General features: G+C 65.2%; 19 protein-coding genes and 1 tRNA gene. 9 read left to right on the top strand and 11 right to left on the bottom strand.

Translation table 11 applies throughout. The features are described 5' to 3' along the window. Nucleotides 1-130: 130 nt before the first annotated feature. Nucleotides 131-550 (bottom strand): rubrerythrin family protein, encoded by a 420-nt coding sequence (locus ACODTA_RS21600; RefSeq protein ID WP_222991968.1) that lies wholly within the window; start codon nt 548-550, stop codon nt 131-133. A 212-nt stretch (nt 551-762) separates the two neighbouring features. Between ACODTA_RS21600 and ACODTA_RS21595 the strand changes: the two genes are divergently transcribed. Together ACODTA_RS21595 and ACODTA_RS21590 are read left to right on the top strand one after the other, a co-directional pair. After that, nucleotides 763-2,265 (top strand): flavin-containing monooxygenase, encoded by a 1,503-nt coding sequence (locus ACODTA_RS21595; protein WP_489068482.1) that lies wholly within the window; start codon nt 763-765, stop codon nt 2,263-2,265. A gap of 32 nt (nt 2,266-2,297) precedes the next feature. Further along, nucleotides 2,298-3,056: a crotonase/enoyl-CoA hydratase family protein gene (locus ACODTA_RS21590; RefSeq protein ID WP_489068480.1), complete on the top strand. Its 759-nt coding sequence runs from the start codon at nt 2,298-2,300 to the stop codon at nt 3,054-3,056. On the opposite strand, the gene ACODTA_RS21585 is transcribed toward ACODTA_RS21590, so the two are convergent. The 5 genes from ACODTA_RS21585 to ACODTA_RS21565 all read right to left on the bottom strand — a co-directional run bounded on the left by ACODTA_RS21585 (nt 3,053) and on the right by ACODTA_RS21565 (nt 7,833). Beyond that, nucleotides 3,053-3,637, bottom strand: coding sequence for an ASCH domain-containing protein (locus tag ACODTA_RS21585; protein WP_489068478.1), 585 nt, complete (start codon nt 3,635-3,637; stop codon nt 3,053-3,055). The two genes, ACODTA_RS21590 and ACODTA_RS21585, sit on opposite strands and share 4 nt — an antisense overlap. Next, entirely contained in the window at nt 3,637-4,953 is a 1,317-nt protein-coding gene (locus tag ACODTA_RS21580; RefSeq protein ID WP_489068476.1) for an amidohydrolase, read from the bottom strand. Before ACODTA_RS21580 ends, ACODTA_RS21585 begins: the two co-directional genes overlap by 1 nt. Before the next feature lie 89 nt (nt 4,954-5,042). Continuing rightward, nucleotides 5,043-5,603 carry a DUF4893 domain-containing protein gene (locus tag ACODTA_RS21575; RefSeq protein WP_489068474.1) on the bottom strand — a complete coding sequence of 187 codons (561 nt, stop codon included), beginning with the start codon at nt 5,601-5,603 and terminating at the stop codon, nt 5,043-5,045. A 150-nt stretch (nt 5,604-5,753) separates the two neighbouring features. Continuing rightward, entirely contained in the window at nt 5,754-6,539 is a 786-nt protein-coding gene (locus tag ACODTA_RS21570) for a 3-hydroxybutyrate dehydrogenase (protein WP_489068472.1), read from the bottom strand. A gap of 124 nt (nt 6,540-6,663) precedes the next feature. Next, nucleotides 6,664-7,833: a patatin-like phospholipase family protein gene (locus ACODTA_RS21565; RefSeq protein WP_489068470.1), complete on the bottom strand. Its 1,170-nt coding sequence runs from the start codon at nt 7,831-7,833 to the stop codon at nt 6,664-6,666. Between the two features lie 162 nt (nt 7,834-7,995). Here ACODTA_RS21565 and ypfJ point away from each other — a divergent pair, with 162 nt between their 5' ends. Continuing rightward, nucleotides 7,996-8,892: a KPN_02809 family neutral zinc metallopeptidase gene (gene ypfJ, locus ACODTA_RS21560; RefSeq protein ID WP_489068468.1), complete on the top strand. Its 897-nt coding sequence runs from the start codon at nt 7,996-7,998 to the stop codon at nt 8,890-8,892. Between the two features lie 129 nt (nt 8,893-9,021). Here ypfJ and ACODTA_RS21555 read toward each other — a convergent pair whose 3' ends face one another. Continuing rightward, entirely contained in the window at nt 9,022-9,834 is an 813-nt protein-coding gene (locus ACODTA_RS21555; RefSeq protein ID WP_489068466.1) for a DUF2171 domain-containing protein, read from the bottom strand. A 230-nt stretch (nt 9,835-10,064) separates the two neighbouring features. Between ACODTA_RS21555 and ACODTA_RS21550 the strand changes: the two genes are divergently transcribed. The 3 genes from ACODTA_RS21550 (at nt 10,065) to ACODTA_RS21540 (ending at nt 11,676) form a co-directional block, all read left to right on the top strand. Continuing rightward, a tRNA-Ala gene (locus ACODTA_RS21550) sits at nt 10,065-10,140 on the top strand. 40 nt (nt 10,141-10,180) lie between these two features. Then, entirely contained in the window at nt 10,181-10,933 is a 753-nt protein-coding gene (locus tag ACODTA_RS21545) for an NUDIX hydrolase (RefSeq protein WP_489068464.1), read from the top strand. A gap of 80 nt (nt 10,934-11,013) precedes the next feature. Then, entirely contained in the window at nt 11,014-11,676 is a 663-nt protein-coding gene (locus tag ACODTA_RS21540; protein WP_489068462.1) for an extensin-like domain-containing protein, read from the top strand. 1 nt (nt 11,677) lies between these two features. On the opposite strand, the gene ACODTA_RS21535 is transcribed toward ACODTA_RS21540, so the two are convergent. The 3 genes from ACODTA_RS21535 to gmk form a co-directional block, all read right to left on the bottom strand. Continuing rightward, nucleotides 11,678-11,899 carry a hypothetical protein gene (locus ACODTA_RS21535; RefSeq protein ID WP_489068460.1) on the bottom strand — a complete coding sequence of 74 codons (222 nt, stop codon included), beginning with the start codon at nt 11,897-11,899 and terminating at the stop codon, nt 11,678-11,680. Beyond that, nucleotides 11,899-12,462, bottom strand: a complete 564-nt coding sequence (locus tag ACODTA_RS21530; RefSeq protein ID WP_489068458.1) for a hypothetical protein — start codon at nt 12,460-12,462, stop codon at nt 11,899-11,901. The genes ACODTA_RS21535 and ACODTA_RS21530 overlap by 1 nt, the downstream gene beginning before the upstream one ends. Nucleotides 12,463-12,570: 108 nt before the next feature. After that, nucleotides 12,571-13,221 carry a guanylate kinase gene (gene gmk / locus ACODTA_RS21525; protein WP_489068456.1) on the bottom strand — a complete coding sequence of 217 codons (651 nt, stop codon included), beginning with the start codon at nt 13,219-13,221 and terminating at the stop codon, nt 12,571-12,573. Between the two features lie 62 nt (nt 13,222-13,283). Between gmk and ACODTA_RS21520 the strand changes: the two genes are divergently transcribed. Genes ACODTA_RS21520 through ACODTA_RS21510 form a run of 3 tightly spaced genes read left to right on the top strand, consistent with a single transcriptional unit; the run spans nt 13,284 to nt 15,424 of the window. After that, nucleotides 13,284-13,829 (top strand): DUF1697 domain-containing protein, encoded by a 546-nt coding sequence (locus ACODTA_RS21520; protein WP_489068454.1) that lies wholly within the window; start codon nt 13,284-13,286, stop codon nt 13,827-13,829. Then, a complete protein-coding gene (locus tag ACODTA_RS21515) occupies nt 13,826-14,401 on the top strand; it encodes a DUF2585 domain-containing protein (protein WP_489068452.1) in 576 nt (191 codons plus the stop codon). The genes ACODTA_RS21520 and ACODTA_RS21515 overlap by 4 nt, the downstream gene beginning before the upstream one ends. 54 nt (nt 14,402-14,455) lie before the next feature. Next, on the top strand, nt 14,456-15,424 hold the full coding sequence (locus tag ACODTA_RS21510; protein ID WP_489068450.1) for a cation diffusion facilitator family transporter: 969 nt from the start codon (nt 14,456-14,458) through the stop codon (nt 15,422-15,424). Between the two features lie 7 nt (nt 15,425-15,431). On the opposite strand, the gene ACODTA_RS21505 is transcribed toward ACODTA_RS21510, so the two are convergent. Further along, nucleotides 15,432-15,656, bottom strand: coding sequence for a hypothetical protein (locus ACODTA_RS21505; protein ID WP_489068448.1), 225 nt, complete (start codon nt 15,654-15,656; stop codon nt 15,432-15,434). Between the last annotated feature and the right edge of the window lie 40 nt (nt 15,657-15,696).

Here is a 15,696-nt window from a genome sequence, read left to right as displayed (position 1 = left end):
TCCCCCTTGTTCGGAGAACAACAATCCGTTCGGGCTGAGCCTGTCGAAGCCCTGCCCTTCCCTTGCAACGGCAAAAGAAAGCAGGGCTTCGACAAGCCCAGCCCGAACGGTAGAGACGTTCAGTGCCCCCTCAGGCGTCGAGCGTGTCGAGCGTCTTCTGGAACTTGCCGGCATGGCTCTTCTCGGCCTTGGCCAAGGTCTCGAACCAGTCGGCTATCTCGTCGAAGCCCTCATCGCGCGCGGTGCGCGCCATGCCGGGATACATATCGGTATATTCGTGGGTCTCGCCCGCGATCGCGGCCTTCAGATTGTCGGAGGTGGGACCGATCGGCAGGTCGGTCGCCGGATCGCCGGCTTCCTCCAGGAATTCGAGATGGCCATGGGCATGGCCGGTTTCGCCCTCGGCGGTCGAACGGAAAACCGCAGCGACGTCGTTATAACCTTCGATATCGGCCTTCTGCGCGAAATAGAGATAGCGGCGATTGGCCTGGCTTTCGCCGGCAAACGCGGCCTTCAGATTATCCTCGGTCTTCGTACCCTTCAAAGTCATGGCGGTGTCCCTCGCTAAACTGTCTGAGTCGTCCGCATATTTGCGGCATCATCAGGCTAGCAGCACCAAACTCACCAGCAAAATCGATTTGTTGACAGTTTATGATCAACTCAGGCGATCAGCGAAATGCTATCGCGACGCTGACATTCATGTTAATAACCAGGCGACGGCAAGAGCCCGATCGCTGGGGCGGGCCGCGAAAGAGAGGTGTGATGGCGATCGAACATTTCGACGTGCTGATCGTCGGTGCGGGGATTTCGGGCATTGGCGCCGGCTATCACCTGCAGGCCAATTGCCCTGGCAAAAGCTATGCGATCCTGGAAGGGCGCGCGCGCATCGGCGGCACCTGGGATCTGTTCCGCTACCCCGGTATCCGATCCGATTCGGACATGTATACGCTGGGCTATTCCTTCCGCCCCTGGACCGAGGCCAAGGCGATCGCCGACGGGCCCGCCATCCTCCATTATCTGGACGAGACCGCGCGCGATCACGGCATCGATCGCCATATCCGCTTCGGCCACAAGGTCCGCCATGCGAGCTGGTCAACGGCGGATGCGCGCTGGACCGTCGATGTCGAGATCGACGGCCAGCCCGCCCGCTTCACCTGCGGCTTCCTGTTCATGTGCTCGGGCTATTATAACTATGCTGCGGGCTACACGCCCGAGTTCGCCGGGCGTGCCGATTTCAAGGGCCGCATCGTCCATCCGCAGCTCTGGACCGACGATATCGACTATAGCGGCAAGCGCGTGGTGGTGATCGGCAGCGGCGCCACCGCAGTGACCCTGGTGCCCGAAATGGCGAAACGGGCGGCGCACGTCACCATGCTCCAGCGTTCCCCCACCTATATCGTCTCCCGCCCGGCGGAAGACAGGATCGCGAACGGGTTGCGCCGCGTCCTGCCCAGCCGGATCGCCTATGGCATCACCCGCTGGAAGAATGTTCTGCTCGGCATGTTCTTCTTCCGCATGGCGCGGCGGAAGCCCGCCAAGGTCAAGGCGAAGCTGATCGCGCTCGCCCAGGCGGAACTGCCCGGCGGCTTCGACGTCGCCACGCACCTGACTCCGCGCTACAATCCCTGGGACCAGCGCGTCTGCCTGGTGCCCGATGGCGACCTGTTCGCATCGATCCGCGAGGGCAAGTCGTCGATCGTGACCGACACGATCGATCGCTTCACCGAAACCGGCGTGAAACTCGCATCGGGCGAGCAACTGGAAGCCGATCTGGTCGTGACGGCGACAGGTCTCGACATGCAGTTGCTCGGCGGCATGACGCTGGACGTCGACGGCGCGAGCGTCGAGCCGTCGCAATGCCTCAGCTACAAGGCGATGATGCTGTCCGGCGTGCCCAATTTCGCGACCAGCTTCGGCTATACCAACGCGTCGTGGACGCTGAAGGCGGATCTCACCTGCGAATATGTCTGCCGGCTGCTCAATCATATGGACCGGACGGGCACGCGCCAGTGCACGCCCACGCTCGACGATCCCAGCGTGACGGACGAAGACTTCCTCGATTTCAGCTCGGGCTATGTCCAGCGCGCCAGGGCGAAACTGCCGCGCCAGGGATCCAAGCTGCCCTGGAAGGTCCATCAGAATTATGCCCGCGACCTGATGATGCTGCGCTACGGCAAGGTCGACGACGGCACGATGCGCTTTTCCAACCCGGCCCCTCAACCGGCCGCGCAGACGACCGGACGACTGACGCCCGAACCGGCCTAGCCGATGCGACGAGCCATGAGCGGGGAAGCCGAATGACGGTGCTGATTTCCGACAACGGCCCGGTGCGGACGGTAACGATCCACCGGCCCGACCAGCGCAACGCCGTCGATCCCGCGACCGCCAATGCGCTGCGCGACGCCTTTGCCGCTTTCGATGCGGACGATGCCGTCGATGTCGCGATCCTGACCGGCTCGGGCGGCAGCTTCTGCGCCGGCTTCGATCTGGGCGCGGTCGGCCAGACCCGGTACGAGCCCGAGGGCGTCGGGCCGATGGGGCCGACCCGCATGTTGCTGTCCAAGCCCGTGATCGCGGCGGTGGAAGGACATGCAGTCGCCGGCGGGCTGGAACTCGCCCTGTGGTGCGATTTGCGCGTCGCTTCCGAGACCGCGGTCTTCGGCGTGTTCTGCCGGCGCTGGGGCGTGCCGCTGATCGATGGCGGAACGGTGCGGCTGCCCCGCATCGTGGGGCAGGGCCGCGCGCTCGACATGATCCTGACCGGACGGGCGGTAGAAGCGCCAGAAGCGCTGGCGATGGGCCTCGCCAACCGGCTGGTGCCCGCCGGCGGCGCGCTGCCGGCGGCACAGGCGCTGGCCGCCGCGATCGCGCGTTTTCCGGCGCTCTGCATGAAGACCGACCGCCTGTCCGCCTATCGCCAATGGGACATGACGATCGAAGATGCGTTGCGGTTCGAGGGCCGCGAGGGCCAAGTCCCGCTGCGCCATGGCGCCGAAGCCGGCGCCGCGCGCTTCACCGGAGGAAAGGGTCGCGGCGGCAGTTTCGAGGAGATCTAGGGTTCTCCCCTCCCGCAAGCGGGAGAGGGATTTTCGAGCCAGCGCAACACCCGCTCGCCACGTGGCGAAAGCTGATATCCCACCGCCAGGCTTTCGGTCAGCCCCTTGGCTTTGAGCGCATGGACACGCGGTTTGAAGATCGCGGTCTCAAGCCCCAGTTCCGCGGCGAGGTCGGGCGCGCGCCGTCCGGGAAAGCGCTCGATCAGCCCGAGCGCCGCGCGGGCGAACGCCCGGTCGGTTCTCCCTAGCAGATTCGCGATCGCGGCATCCGACAGGTCCGCATCCTCGCGAAGCGCCGGACGCGGGTCGGCGCCGGCCGGGCGGACGGCGATGCGATAGAGATCACCATTGCGCCCCGAGAGTTCCGCCTTCAGCGCGGCAAGATCGCCGTAGCCGGCGGCGCGCGCGTCTTCCTCGGTCAGCGCATCAGGCGCCATCGGCTCGACACGATCAAACGCGACAAGGCCGATAGGTGTAAGCTGGGTGCCGCCCGCTCTGGCCGCTGGCGCCTTCCAGCGGCGAAACTGAAGCGTGATGCGTCCCGCCACGATGCCATCCAGCGTCTCGCGGCGGAAAAGCATCAGCCCTTCTTCAGGATATCCAGCGCCGCCGCCGTCATCGCTTCCGTTGCGGTGGAGATGACCGTCTCCGCCTCGGGCGCCCAGAACGGGCTATGCAGCGAGGGGAGCGTGGTGAGATCGCCGCCGGCGGCATCCCATTTCGCCCGGGGAACGCCACCCACCCAGAACAACAGGCTCTGGATCGACTTGTCGGCATCGCGATAACGCCCGAAATCCTCGCCCACCATCGGCGGCGGCACCGCCGTCACCCGGTCCTTTCCAAAGCGAGCGGCGAAGAAGCCGGCCATGCGCGCGGTGAATTCGGGCGTGTTGATCGCGGCCGGCGTGGAGGTGTCGCGCTGGACCGTCACGACGGGCATCTTGTCTTCCGGCACGCCGGCGGCGATCGCCTCCCCCTTGGCGATGCGAGCAATGCCGCCCAGCATCAGTTCGCGTGCCTTGTCGTTATAGGTGCGCACGGTCAGCAGCAACCTGGCCTCGTCGGGAATCACATTGTGCTTGGCGCCCGCCTGGAAGCTGCCGACGGTGACCACCGCCGCATCCTGCGGATCGAGCTCGCGGCTTACCAGTGTCTGCAACGCGCCGACGATCCGCGACGCGAGCACGATCGGATCCTTGGTCGCCTGCGGCACCGCGCCATGCCCGCCCAGCCCTTTCACGATCAGGTCCACGCTGTCGACCGTCGCGGCGGCGGGACCGGAGGTATAGCCGATCGTGCCGGCGGGCAGCGAAGCGCTGTCATGGAACGCCAGCGCATATTGCGGCTTGGGGAATTTGGTGAAAAGCCCGTCGGCGAGCATCGCCTTGGCGCCCTCGCTCGTCTCTTCGCCGGGCTGCAGGATCATGACGAGCGTGCCCGACCATTGATCCTTCATCGCCGCCAGCCGCTTCGCGGTGGCGACCCAGGCGGTCATGTGCGTGTCGTGCCCGCAGGCATGCATCACGCTGGTCTCGACGCCCGTCGCGCTGACCCCCTTGGCCTTGCTGGCGAAGGGGAGCCCGGTCTGTTCCGGAACAGGCAGCCCGTCCATGTCGGCGCGGATCAGCAGCACCGGGCCGGGGCCATTCTCCATCACCGCGACCACGCCGGTGACGCCGACCTTCTCGGTCACCTTGAAGCCCAGCTTACGCGCCTCGACGGCGAGCTTCGCGGCGGTGTTCACCTCCTTCATGCTCAGTTCGGGATTGGCGTGCAGGTCGCGATAGAGCGGCATCACCGCCGGCATGTCCTTCGCGACCGCATCGCGCAGCGGATCGGCGAGGGCGGGGGTGGCGAACAGCAGGGGCAGGGCAATGACGGGGGCAAGGCGGCGCATTCGGGTCTCCCAGATGATGCGCCGGACGCTAGGCCCAAAAGGACCGGAACTCAAAACCCTTCGTCGTTCCAGCGACAGATAAGAAATCCTCAGCTCGCCGGCACCAGCTCGATCACATCCATCATCGATTCGAAGCGCGGCCAGGGCAGCAGCATCCGCCAGCGGCGCGGGCCGATCTTCTCGACCGCCCCTGCCATGTCGCGATCGGCATCGCGACCATAGTCGATCGCCTGGGTCTCGTCGCCCAGCATCAGCGTGCCCAGAAAGATCTGGCGGCCGCCATCGTCATTGAACACGAGGCCGACGGGCCGCTGCGATCCGCTGGTCTTGGTGAAGCTTGAAACCTCACCCTCGTCCGCGATGTCGCAGTTGAAGGCGGGATAGGCCGTATAGTCGCTCATGCCCGCGCTCTTCGCGCCCAGCTTGATGACGCGGCAGCGATAGGCGCCGGGCGGGATGCCGTCCGGATCGGCGATCGCCGCATCGGGTTCGAGCAGCACGCCCTGGTTCGCGACCTGCGCGGCATGCGACAGCCGCGCCTGCCGCAACGCCGTCGTGAAGGCCGTCCGCCAATCCCGCAGCCTTTGGCGATCGGCCGCGGTCGCGACCTTCCGCCAGTCGACCGCCGTCGGCGCGGAGGCCGATTTCACCCCAGATGGCCCCTTGGACGTGCATCCCGCGACCAGAAGGGCAATGAGCGCCCCCCGGAAAACTGCATTCATGGCGACCCTATCGTAACTGACGGCAGTCAGCATGACAGGGCGCCATCGAAAGGGCCAGTGCGGAAAACCCTTATCGGGCTATTGCGCCGTCCATCCGCCATCCACCGACAGATTGGCGCCGGTGATCGTGCTGGCTTCATCGCGACACAGGAACAGCGCAAGCGCCGCCACCTGCTCGACGGTGACGAAGGTCTTGGTCGGCTGACCCGCGAGCAGCACGTCGTTCATCACCTGCTCGCGCGTCATGTTGCGCGCCTTCATCGTATCGGGAATCTGGTTCTCGACGAGCGGCGTCCAGACATAGCCTGGCGAGATGCAATTGGCGGTGACGCCGAAGGTGGCGAGTTCGAGCGCGACCGTCTTGGTGAAGCCGGCCAGGCCGTGCTTGGCGGTGACATAGGCCGATTTGAACGGCGAGGCGACCAGCGAATGCGCGGAGGCCGTCTGGATGATCCGTCCCCATTTGCTCTGCTTCATGTGCGGGACTGCAAGGCGCGTGGTGTGGAACGCCGCGTTCAGGTTGAGCGCGATGATCAGGTCCCATTTGTCGAGCGGGAATTCCTCGACGGGGGCGACGTGCTGGACACCGGCATTGTTGATCAGGATGTCGACGCCGCCGAACGCCTTGGCGGCCTCCGTCATCATCGCCTCGATCTGGTCGACCTTGGTGAGATCATGGCCACTATAGATCGCGCCACCGCCGCTTGCCTGCGCCAGCGCCGCGCGCTCCGCTTCGATCGCCTGCGCATCACCGAAACCGTTGATGATCAGGTTCGCGCCCTCGGCGGCGAGCGCCTTGGCATAAGCGAGGCCGATGCCGGAGGTGGAACCGGTGACGAGCGCGGTCTTGCCCTTGAGGAACATTCTGGTCAGCCTTTCGATATCTCGGTGTCATTCCCGCGACGGCGGAAATCCGGGGTGCTGGGGCATGATGCCCGACATCGACTGGATTCCCGCTTTCCCGAGCATGACAAGATGTTCAGGAAATTCACGCGCCCGGCTTCGCCGCTGCGGGCGGCGACAGGTCGAATGCGGCGGTCTTGCCGTCGATGATGTTGGTCGCGAGCAGGCCCGCCTTGGAGATTGCGCCGGACACCGCCTGATGCCCCGCCAGCCAATGTTCGGCCATCGTCCGCGCGGAAAATTCATAGTCGCGCGAGCCGCCTTCCCAGGCATTGGCGCGATAGATCAGATGGACCAGATTGACCGCGCTTTCGTGCGCGAGATCGGCCAGCGCCTTCATATCGGGATCCTCGGCGAGTTCGGCAGGCAATTTCGAGAGCGCGCGGCGGATCGCCTCGCGCTCCTTGCGCAGTTTCAGCAACTGGTCAGACACCTGACGGGTACGGCTGGAGAAACGGATCTCCTTTTCGCGCGCCATCACGTCCATGATCGTGCGCGGGCGATCGTGCGCGGCCGAGAACAGATCGACCTGGAAAACCAGCAGATCGCCCGACTGGTTGTCGAGCACATGGCTGAGCGGCGTATTCGAAACCAGCCCGCCATCCCACCACAGGCAGCCGTCGATCTCGATCGGCGGCAAGCCCGGCGGCAACGCGCCCGACGCCATGATATGACGCGCGTCGATGCGTTCGATCCGGTTGTCGAAATAGCGGAAATTTCCCGATTCGACGTTCACCGCCCCGACCGAGAAGCGCATCGGCCCGTCATTGAGCAGATCCCAGTCGATCAGTGCGTCGAGCGTGCCGGCCAGCGCCGCGCTATCGTAGAAGCTGAGCGCCTGCATCGTGCCAGGCACCGCCAGCATCGGCGGAATGGCGCGCGGGCTGAAGAAACCCGGCACGCCGAAGCCGGCGACGAAACCGGCCGACCATTCGTGGAGGAATTCGCGAAGCTGATCGTCGTGCCACACTGGAAAACTGGGCAGCGCGCTGGTGACACGATCCCAGAATGCGCGCAGCCGTTCAACGCGGCGCCCGGGGGGATTGCCCGCGATCAGAGCGGCGTTGACCGCGCCGATCGAGATGCCCGCCACCCAGTCGATCTCGATGCCGGTATCGGCGAGCGCTTCGAATACACCGGCCTGATAGCTGCCCAGCGCACCGCCGCCCTGCAGGACAAGCGCGACCTGATCGGGCAGCGGCAACGCGGCGTTGCGCGCCGTACGGCGACTGGAAGCGGGATCGGACCGAGCCATTGTGCAGCGCAATATCAGAAGACGCAGCGCAGGGCCATTGCTTCCGGCGCAAGAGGGACTGTCCACAACGTACGGGCTGCGCCATAACTCGCTTCGTGCAACTCCTTCGAGTAGCACATCGTTGAAGCGGATCGAGACGCACACAGGCTGGGGAGCGGCGCCATGCGGTTGGACGACGAACAGGAAAGCACCAGTTTCGAGGATCGCAGCAGCGGTGGCGGCGGGCGCGGTTTCGGCTTTCCGATGGGCGGCGGCGGTCTCAATCTCGGCGGCGGAAAGATCGGCTGCGGCGGTCTCGTCATATTGATCATCATCGCACTGGTGTTCGGGCTCGATTCATTTGGCGGCGGCCAACTCAGCACACCCGCCCCCCAGCCGCAGACACAGGCCCCTTCGGCACAGGCGGGCCCAGACGGCTCGACGATCGACCCGCAGCTCCGCAGCACGATCCTGAAAGTGCTGGGCTCGACCGAACGGCGCTGGGGCGACATCTTCCAGGCGAACGGCCAGAGCTACGAAAAGCCGGTGCTGGTCTTCTACACAGATAACGACCAGTCGGGCTGCGGCGCGGCGCAAGCGGCTATGGGCCCCTTCTACTGCCCGGCCGATCACCGCATCTATCTCGACGTCTCCTTCTTCGATGAACTCGCCAACCGTTTCGGCGCGAAGGGCGATTTCGCCGGCGCCTATGTGATCGCGCATGAAGTGGGCCATCACGTCCAGACCATCACCGGCACCGCCGAACGGGTGCATGCGGAGCGCGCGCGCGCCAGCCGCGCGCAGGGCAATGCCCTGCAGGTGCGCATGGAGCTGCAGGCCGATTGCTATGCCGGCGTCTGGGCGGCGAACGACAAGAATCTGATGGAACCCGGCGACATGGAGGAAGGGCTGACCGCGGCCAACGCGATTGGCGACGATACGCTGCAAAAGGCCGCAGGCCAGCGGCCGGTGCCCGAAAGCTTCACCCACGGCACCTCGGCCCAACGCATGAAATGGCTGAAGCGCGGGTTGGAGACGGGCGATCCCGCGCAATGCGACACCTTCAGCGGCGCAATCTGACACCAGCGCCCCACACGCTCGCAGACCTTGAAGAAAGGGCCGGCATGTCGCCATGCCGGCCCTTCCCGTTCGTTCCGTACCGCATCTGCGCATGCACGGAACCATCCCTCCCGGAGGGGGAAGCCGGGATCAGTAGAAGCTCATGAAGCGTGCATAGCTGTACGATGCGCTTCGGCTGTCATCGGCATCGCCGAACAGCGCACCCCGCCGCTCCTCGTCCCGCCAGGCGCTTTGCGCCTCGTCCGCCGTCTTCGAAATCGTGACGCGGTCGTCGACCGACTGGATCCAGGCCGACGGGATCGAATGATGATGGCCACCGGCGTCGGTGTCGCTCTTGGTCAGGATCACGCGATCGCCGCGCACCTTGTCCACGGTGCCGACATGGGCGCCATCACGGCCAACAACCTCCATATGCTCAACGACGCGATGCAACGAATCACGCTGCCCCGACCGGCGGCTGCGCCAGGACCCGAATTCATTGTCGAAGTGCGACTGGTTCTCCCGGCGATATTCGTCATAGTCCCGGTCGAGCGCCGCGATCTGGCGATTGCGCCAATGATTGTAGCTGGGATCGTGCCGCGATCCGCGCCGCGCATCCTCGTCATAGTAGCGATCGTCATAGCGCGCATCGAGTTCGCGACGCCGTTCCGCGTCTTCGTCCCCGAACCAGGACCGGACTTCGTCGCCAGCGCGTGTGAAGAAGCCACGATCGTCATAGTCGTAATCGGCCGGCGCGTCGCCGCGCCCGTAACGGCCACGCTCGCGGTCGCCCCATGCCTCCTGGCTACGGCCTCGCGCGGGATCGTAGCGGTCTCGGTCGTAACCGCGCGGGCGCTCTCCATAGGCCCGCGCGCCGCGATCATCCTGAAAACGATAATCCCGATAATCACGTTCGTCGCGGCGCCCCTCACGGAAACCGCGTTCGTTTCGATAATAGCCCATCGAACACCTCCTCAACAGCGGAGCGCTGGCGTCGCGCCATGCGCAATCCATTGAAAAAATGGAGGGTTCATGGCGGAGTTCCGGGATGAGTCGCCCAATCGTGCCGCCATGCCGACGAACCGTCCGCCGCAGACGAAACGATCGAAAGCATTGCGCTATCAAGCCCGTTGCATCGCCCGAAATGTGAAGCTAAAGGGAGCCTCCCGCGGCAAGGCCAGCGGGTATGGGGCGGGGCTGTAGCTCAGATGGGAGAGCGCTGCAATCGCACTGCAGAGGTCAGGGGTTCGATTCCCCTCAGCTCCACCACCCCTTTCCAAAGTCCGTCGCCGAGCCTAGCTCGAACGGCATGAACGATCCCCAACCGACTCCGGCGGCGACGCTGATCGTGTTTCGCGACCGGCAGGGCGCACCGCCGGAACTGCTGATCGTCAAGCGCGCCAGCGTGATGAGTTTCGCGGCCGGCGCACTGGTCTTTCCGGGCGGACGCGTCGACCCAGGTGACCATGTGCTGGCCGCAGGAGCCGCCGATCTGGAGGATGGCGCGGCGCGCGTCGCCGCGATCCGCGAGACGCTCGAGGAAAGCGGAATCGCGATCGGATTCGATCCGATGCCCGATCCCGAAACCGTGGCGGCGCTGCGTCGATCGATGGTCGACGGCATGGCGTTCGGCGAGGCGATCGCGCGGGGTGGCTGGCGCCTCGATCTCGACATGCTGGTGCCATGGGCGCGCTGGTGCCCCAATTTCCGGGAGACCCGCGCCTTCGACACGCGTTTCTACATAGCGCGCCTGCCAGAGAACGCGCCAGAGGCCAGCGTGGACGCCAGCGAGAACACGCACATCTTCTGGGCGGATGCCAATACGGTGCTTGATCGCGCTCGGGCCGGCACGGCGCGTGTCATCTTCCCGACCTGGCGCAATCTCGAACGTCTCGCACTGGCCACCGATTTCGATGCCGCCGCCGCCTATAGCGCGAACTATCCGATCCGGCTGATCCGCCCCTGGGTCGAACAGCGGGAGAGCGGCCCCCATCTGCTGATTCCCGACGATCTCGGCTATCCGGTGACCGAACAGCCGCTCAGCGAAGTCTCGCGGGCCTGATGCGCCGGTCTCGCCGCCGGACGATACGCAAGACCCGGCGGACAGCGCAGATGCTCATCCTGCTGGCTATCGCAGGGGCGATGATATTCACTCTCTACGCCTTTTCGCGCGCGCGGCCGCAGGATGTGCCATGGACACCGCTCGACTTGGGCCAGCCCATCGGCCTGTTCACCGGCCGCAAGATCGCAAAGCTGACCGAACAACCGGCGCTCTGCCGCGCGCTGCTCAACCGGGCCGGCTCGCGCTTCGATGCGATCCCGCCATTCGGCGCCGATCAATGCCTGGTCGAGGACGGATTGAAGCTGGCCGGCGGCGCCCGGCGGATCACGCTGCTGCCCGAGAATCCGCGCATGGCCTGCCCGGTGGCGGCGGGGCTGGCGATGTGGGAATGGAACATCGTCCAGCCCGCCGCGCGGCGCATCTTCAACCAGCGCGTAGAAGCGATCGACCATCTCGGCACCTGGAATTGCCGTCATATCGCGGGCAGCACGAGCTGGAGCCAGCATGCCACCGCCGATGCGATCGACGTGGCCGGATTCCGGCTGGCCGACGGCACCGTGATCAACGTGCTGCGCGACTGGAAGGGCGATGCGAAAAAGGCCGAATTCCTGCGCACCGTCCGCGACGGCGCGTGCGAGCTGTTCTCGACGGTCCTCTCACCCGACTATAACGCCGCGCATGCCGATCACCTGCATATCGATCAGGCGCGGCGCGGCGCGATGAGCCGGCGTCCCTGCCGTTAATTCAGAAGAGCCCGCCGCCCAGCATCAAACGGATCACGCCGATCCCGATCACGACCAGATTGAGATTGCGACCGGCCGTGCTCCGTGAAAGCACGCCGATCCCTGCGCCGATCACCGCGACCGGAATGATGAACCAGTTCGCCCAGCCCAGCAGCGGGATGAACGCGAACACCGCCAGGATCAGGGCGACGACGCCGATCACAAGCGAGACGATATTGAGCATCAGGTGGAAACTCCCGGTTCGGCGCGCGGCAGGAACCAGCGCGCGATGATAAGGCCGCCGACCACCAGCATCGCGGTGTCGCCGACGAAGAGATAGATGAAATGCCCCCAGTCGTGATGATACCAGATCGGTTCGCCGAGATGCGCGAGTACCCCGCCGGCCACCGAAAACAGCACGACCAGCTTCGCGCGCGACACGAAATCGGGAACGCGCGCGGCAACGGTCAGCAGCGCGAACCCCATCAGCAGCGCGACGATCAGTTCATGGACGAAACCGGTGATCAGCACTGCGGGATCGGCCACACCGAAACCGCCCGAATTATAATGGATCGTCGCGATCGGCCCCTTGCCATACATGACCGCGCCGGCCGCCGTCGCGGCCGACGGAATGGTATAGGTGCCGGTCTGCTTCAGGTTGGCGGCAAGCACCTGCTGCACCGTCGCCTGTTGTTGAACATCCGCCGAGCCATAAGCGAGATAGGAAAGCGGCGTGGCGAAGAAGATGAAGCCGGCGACGAACATCGCGATCGCCGCCGCGAACGAGCCAATCAGCATCCTGGGCATATCGGCCTCCCCTAGTCGATCGAGCGAGACTAGGTTGCCCCGCGCGGCTTGGCTAGTTCAACCAATCAGTGCGGTCGGACGTTCCCGAATTTGTGGTTGCGCCGCAGCCTAGCGCGTCAACGAACGGACGAAACCGATCAGACCGGTCTGGCGGCTGCGCTTCAGCCGCTCGGCCTCCAGGATCGTCTTCACCGACTGGAAGCAGCTTTCGGCATCGTCATTGACCAGGACATAATCATAGCCGTCCCAGTGCGCGATTTCCGCCGCCGCGCGCGACATCCGCGCCTCGATCACCTCCTCGCTGTCGGTCGCGCGGCCGCGCAGCCGCCGTTCGAGCTCCTGGAGCGATGGCGGGAAGATGAAGACGCGGACGACGTCGCCACCCGCGATCTGATGAAGCTGTTGCGCGCCCTGCCAGTCGATATCGAACAGCACGTCGCGGCCATTGGCCAGCATCTCCTCGACCGGTGCGTGCGGCGTGCCGTAGCGATGGCCGAAGACATGCGCCCATTCGAGGAACTCGTGGTTCGACACCATGTCCTTGAACTTCGCGACATCGACGAAGTGATAATCGACGCCGTCCTTCTCGCCCGGGCGCATCGGACGCGTCGTCGCCGAAACCGACATGGCAAGGCCGGAATCGGCCGCCAGCAGCTTGCGCGCGATCGTCGATTTGCCCGCGCCCGACGGCGAGGAAAGGACGAAGAGCACGCCGCGGCGCTTGAAGCCGTGCGGGTCGGACTGGATGGGATCGGCCATGGCCGCTAGTGACGTGGGGAGCGCGCCGCGTCAACAATGCGCGCGTCGCAAAAGGGGGCCAGATGCCGATATTCGTTGGGCTGATGCGCGCGATCAATGTCGGCAAGCGCCAGATGCCGATGAAGGATCTGCGCGCACTGGCGGAGACGCTGGGATATGAAGCCCCCGAAACCTATGTGGCGAGCGGCAACCTGATCTTCGGCGCGAAAGGCGCGGCGGACTCGGTCATGGCCGAACTCGAAAATGCGATCGAGGATCGTTTCGGCTTCTTCGCCGACGTGATCCTGCGCGACGCGCGGCACTGGAAAACCTATCGCGACGCCAATCCGTTCGCTGACGATACCGCATCAATTCCGAAGATGGTCCATCTCTGCCTGGCGCGCGCGCCGCTGAAATCCGGCCTGGTCGAAGGGCTGCGCGAACGTGCGCAGGATGGCGAGCGCATCGAATTGGTCGGCGACGGCCTGTGGGTGGATTTCGGCAGCGGCGGCGTGGCCAGATCGAAACTGACGCCCGCTGTATTCGACAGGCTGGCGGGTTCCACGGTCACGGCGCGCAACTGGAACACCGTGCAGAAGCTGCAGGACATGATCGAGGCCCGGGCATGAACGCGCCGTCGATCCGCGACATCGGCGCGCGCAACTGGGCGGCGGTCGCCCTGATTCTGGCGGTCACCGCCGGCGTGCTGCTGTGGATGGGGCGCAATCCGATCTGCACGTGCGGAACCGTCGAACTGTGGCATGGCGCGCTGGATGCAGGCAACAGCCAGCATATCGCCGACTGGTATACACCGAGCCATATCATCCACGGCTTCCTGTTCTATGGCCTGGGCTGGTTGGTGATGCGCAGCCGACCGCCCGGCGAACGACTGATCCTCGCGGTCGCGATCGAAGCGGCATGGGAAGTGCTCGAGAATTCACCGATCATCATCAACCGGTATCGCGATGCGACAATGGCGCTGGGCTATACCGGCGACGCGATGATCAATTCGGTCGCCGATGTCGCATGGATGGCATTGGGCTTCGCCTTTGCCCGCCGCGCGCCCGTCTGGGTGACCGTGACGCTCGCCATCGGATTCGAACTGCTGACGCTCTGGATCATCCGCGACAATCTGACGCTCAACATATTGATGCTGGCTTGGCCGATCGAGGCCATCAAGGCATGGCAGGGCGCGGGCTGAATCCGCCACGCATGTCCTAGCATATCCTGACAAATCCGGTTTAAGCTCGATTCGATGGCTCACGATCACGCGCATTCGCATGACGGACATTCGCATGACGACCATGCCCATGCGCATGCCGGCCATTCGCACGGCCCCGGCCATGTTCACGCCCCCGCGGATTTCGGCCGAGCCTTCGCGATCGGCATCGCGCTCAACATCCTGTTCGTCGCGGCGGAGGCGATCGCCGGGCTGACCACCGGATCGATGGCACTGCTCGCGGACGCGGGACACAATCTGTCGGACGTGATCGGCCTGCTCGTCGCCTGGGGCGGCGCCACGCTCGCCAAGCGGCCGCCAAGCAAGCGCTTCACTTATGGCCTGCGCGGATCGACCATATTGGCCGCGATGATCAACGCGCTGCTGCTGCTGATCGCGATCGGGGCGATCGCACTCGAAGCCGTGCAGCGCTTCGCGCATCCGCAACCCGTGCCGGGCACGACGGTGATGCTGATCGCCGGCATCGGCATCCTCGTGAACGGCGGCACCGCGATGCTGTTCATGAGCGGCCGCCACGGCGATCTCAATATCCGCGGCGCCTATCTCCACATGGCGGCGGACGCCGCGGTATCGGCGGGCGTGGTCATCGCCGGCGCCGCGATCCTGCTCACCGGCGCCGCCTGGATCGATCCGCTCGTCAGCGTCGCGATCTGTTTCGTCATCTTCTGGGGCACCTGGGGACTGTTGCGCGATTCGGTGACGATGTCGCTGGCCGGCGTGCCCGGCGAGATCGACCGCGACAAGGTGGAGATCGAACTGCTGATCTCACCCGGCGTGACCAAGGTTCACGATCTCCACATCTGGCCGATGAGCACCACGGAGGTGGCGCTGACCGCGCATATCGTGATCCCGCGCGGCCATCCCGGCGACGAGTTCCTCGACGAGGTCCGCCAGCGGCTCAGCCGCAAGTTCGGCATCCACCACGTCACCATCCAGATTGAGACGGGGCAGCATAAGGATTGTCAGGAAACGCGCTGCGCCTGACGACGGCTCATGCCGGGGTATCTGGTGAGGGCGCATCCCCCTGCTTCGCCGCACGGCGACGATCGAACGCCTTCTTGGCGACATAGGCGCCGCCGATCGCCAGGCCCAGCGGCCCCAGCCGGCGCAGCCCGCCCATCGCGATCGCACCGATCGCGGCGCCCTTCAAGCCGCTGTTCCCGTTCCGCCGGTCGATCTCGCGCCCCACCAGCGCACCGATGACTTTACCGATCATGCAAGTCTCCCTTCCCTGAACCAAAGCACCGAACCACCAT

Source organism: Sphingomonas sp. FG14, assembly GCF_057809675.1.
Note: the sequence above shows the minus strand (reverse complement) of the source record. Positions and strands in the feature narration are given on the sequence as shown.

Bases quoted from the DNA above. Each gene is read 5' to 3' on its own strand.
- ACODTA_RS21600 (WP_222991968.1), bottom strand. From the start codon at position 550: ATGACTTTGAAGGGTACGAAGACCGAGGATAATCTGAAGGCCGCGTTT.
- ACODTA_RS21595 (WP_489068482.1), top strand. From the start codon at position 763: ATGGCGATCGAACATTTCGACGTGCTGATCGTCGGTGCGGGGATTTCG.
- ACODTA_RS21590 (WP_489068480.1), top strand. From the start codon at position 2,298: ATGACGGTGCTGATTTCCGACAACGGCCCGGTGCGGACGGTAACGATC.
- ACODTA_RS21585 (WP_489068478.1), bottom strand. From the start codon at position 3,637: ATGCTTTTCCGCCGCGAGACGCTGGATGGCATCGTGGCGGGACGCATC.
- ACODTA_RS21580 (WP_489068476.1), bottom strand. From the start codon at position 4,953: ATGCGCCGCCTTGCCCCCGTCATTGCCCTGCCCCTGCTGTTCGCCACC.
- ACODTA_RS21570 (WP_489068472.1), bottom strand. From the start codon at position 6,539: ATGTTCCTCAAGGGCAAGACCGCGCTCGTCACCGGTTCCACCTCCGGC.
- ACODTA_RS21565 (WP_489068470.1), bottom strand. From the start codon at position 7,833: ATGGCTCGGTCCGATCCCGCTTCCAGTCGCCGTACGGCGCGCAACGCC.
- ypfJ (WP_489068468.1), top strand. From the start codon at position 7,996: ATGCGGTTGGACGACGAACAGGAAAGCACCAGTTTCGAGGATCGCAGC.
- ACODTA_RS21555 (WP_489068466.1), bottom strand. From the start codon at position 9,834: ATGGGCTATTATCGAAACGAACGCGGTTTCCGTGAGGGGCGCCGCGAC.
- ACODTA_RS21545 (WP_489068464.1), top strand. From the start codon at position 10,181: ATGAACGATCCCCAACCGACTCCGGCGGCGACGCTGATCGTGTTTCGC.
- ACODTA_RS21540 (WP_489068462.1), top strand. From the start codon at position 11,014: ATGATATTCACTCTCTACGCCTTTTCGCGCGCGCGGCCGCAGGATGTG.
- ACODTA_RS21535 (WP_489068460.1), bottom strand. From the start codon at position 11,899: ATGCTCAATATCGTCTCGCTTGTGATCGGCGTCGTCGCCCTGATCCTG.
- ACODTA_RS21530 (WP_489068458.1), bottom strand. From the start codon at position 12,462: ATGCCCAGGATGCTGATTGGCTCGTTCGCGGCGGCGATCGCGATGTTC.
- gmk (WP_489068456.1), bottom strand. From the start codon at position 13,221: ATGGCCGATCCCATCCAGTCCGACCCGCACGGCTTCAAGCGCCGCGGC.
- ACODTA_RS21520 (WP_489068454.1), top strand. From the start codon at position 13,284: ATGCCGATATTCGTTGGGCTGATGCGCGCGATCAATGTCGGCAAGCGC.
- ACODTA_RS21515 (WP_489068452.1), top strand. From the start codon at position 13,826: ATGAACGCGCCGTCGATCCGCGACATCGGCGCGCGCAACTGGGCGGCG.
- ACODTA_RS21510 (WP_489068450.1), top strand. From the start codon at position 14,456: ATGGCTCACGATCACGCGCATTCGCATGACGGACATTCGCATGACGAC.
- ACODTA_RS21505 (WP_489068448.1), bottom strand. From the start codon at position 15,656: ATGATCGGTAAAGTCATCGGTGCGCTGGTGGGGCGCGAGATCGACCGG.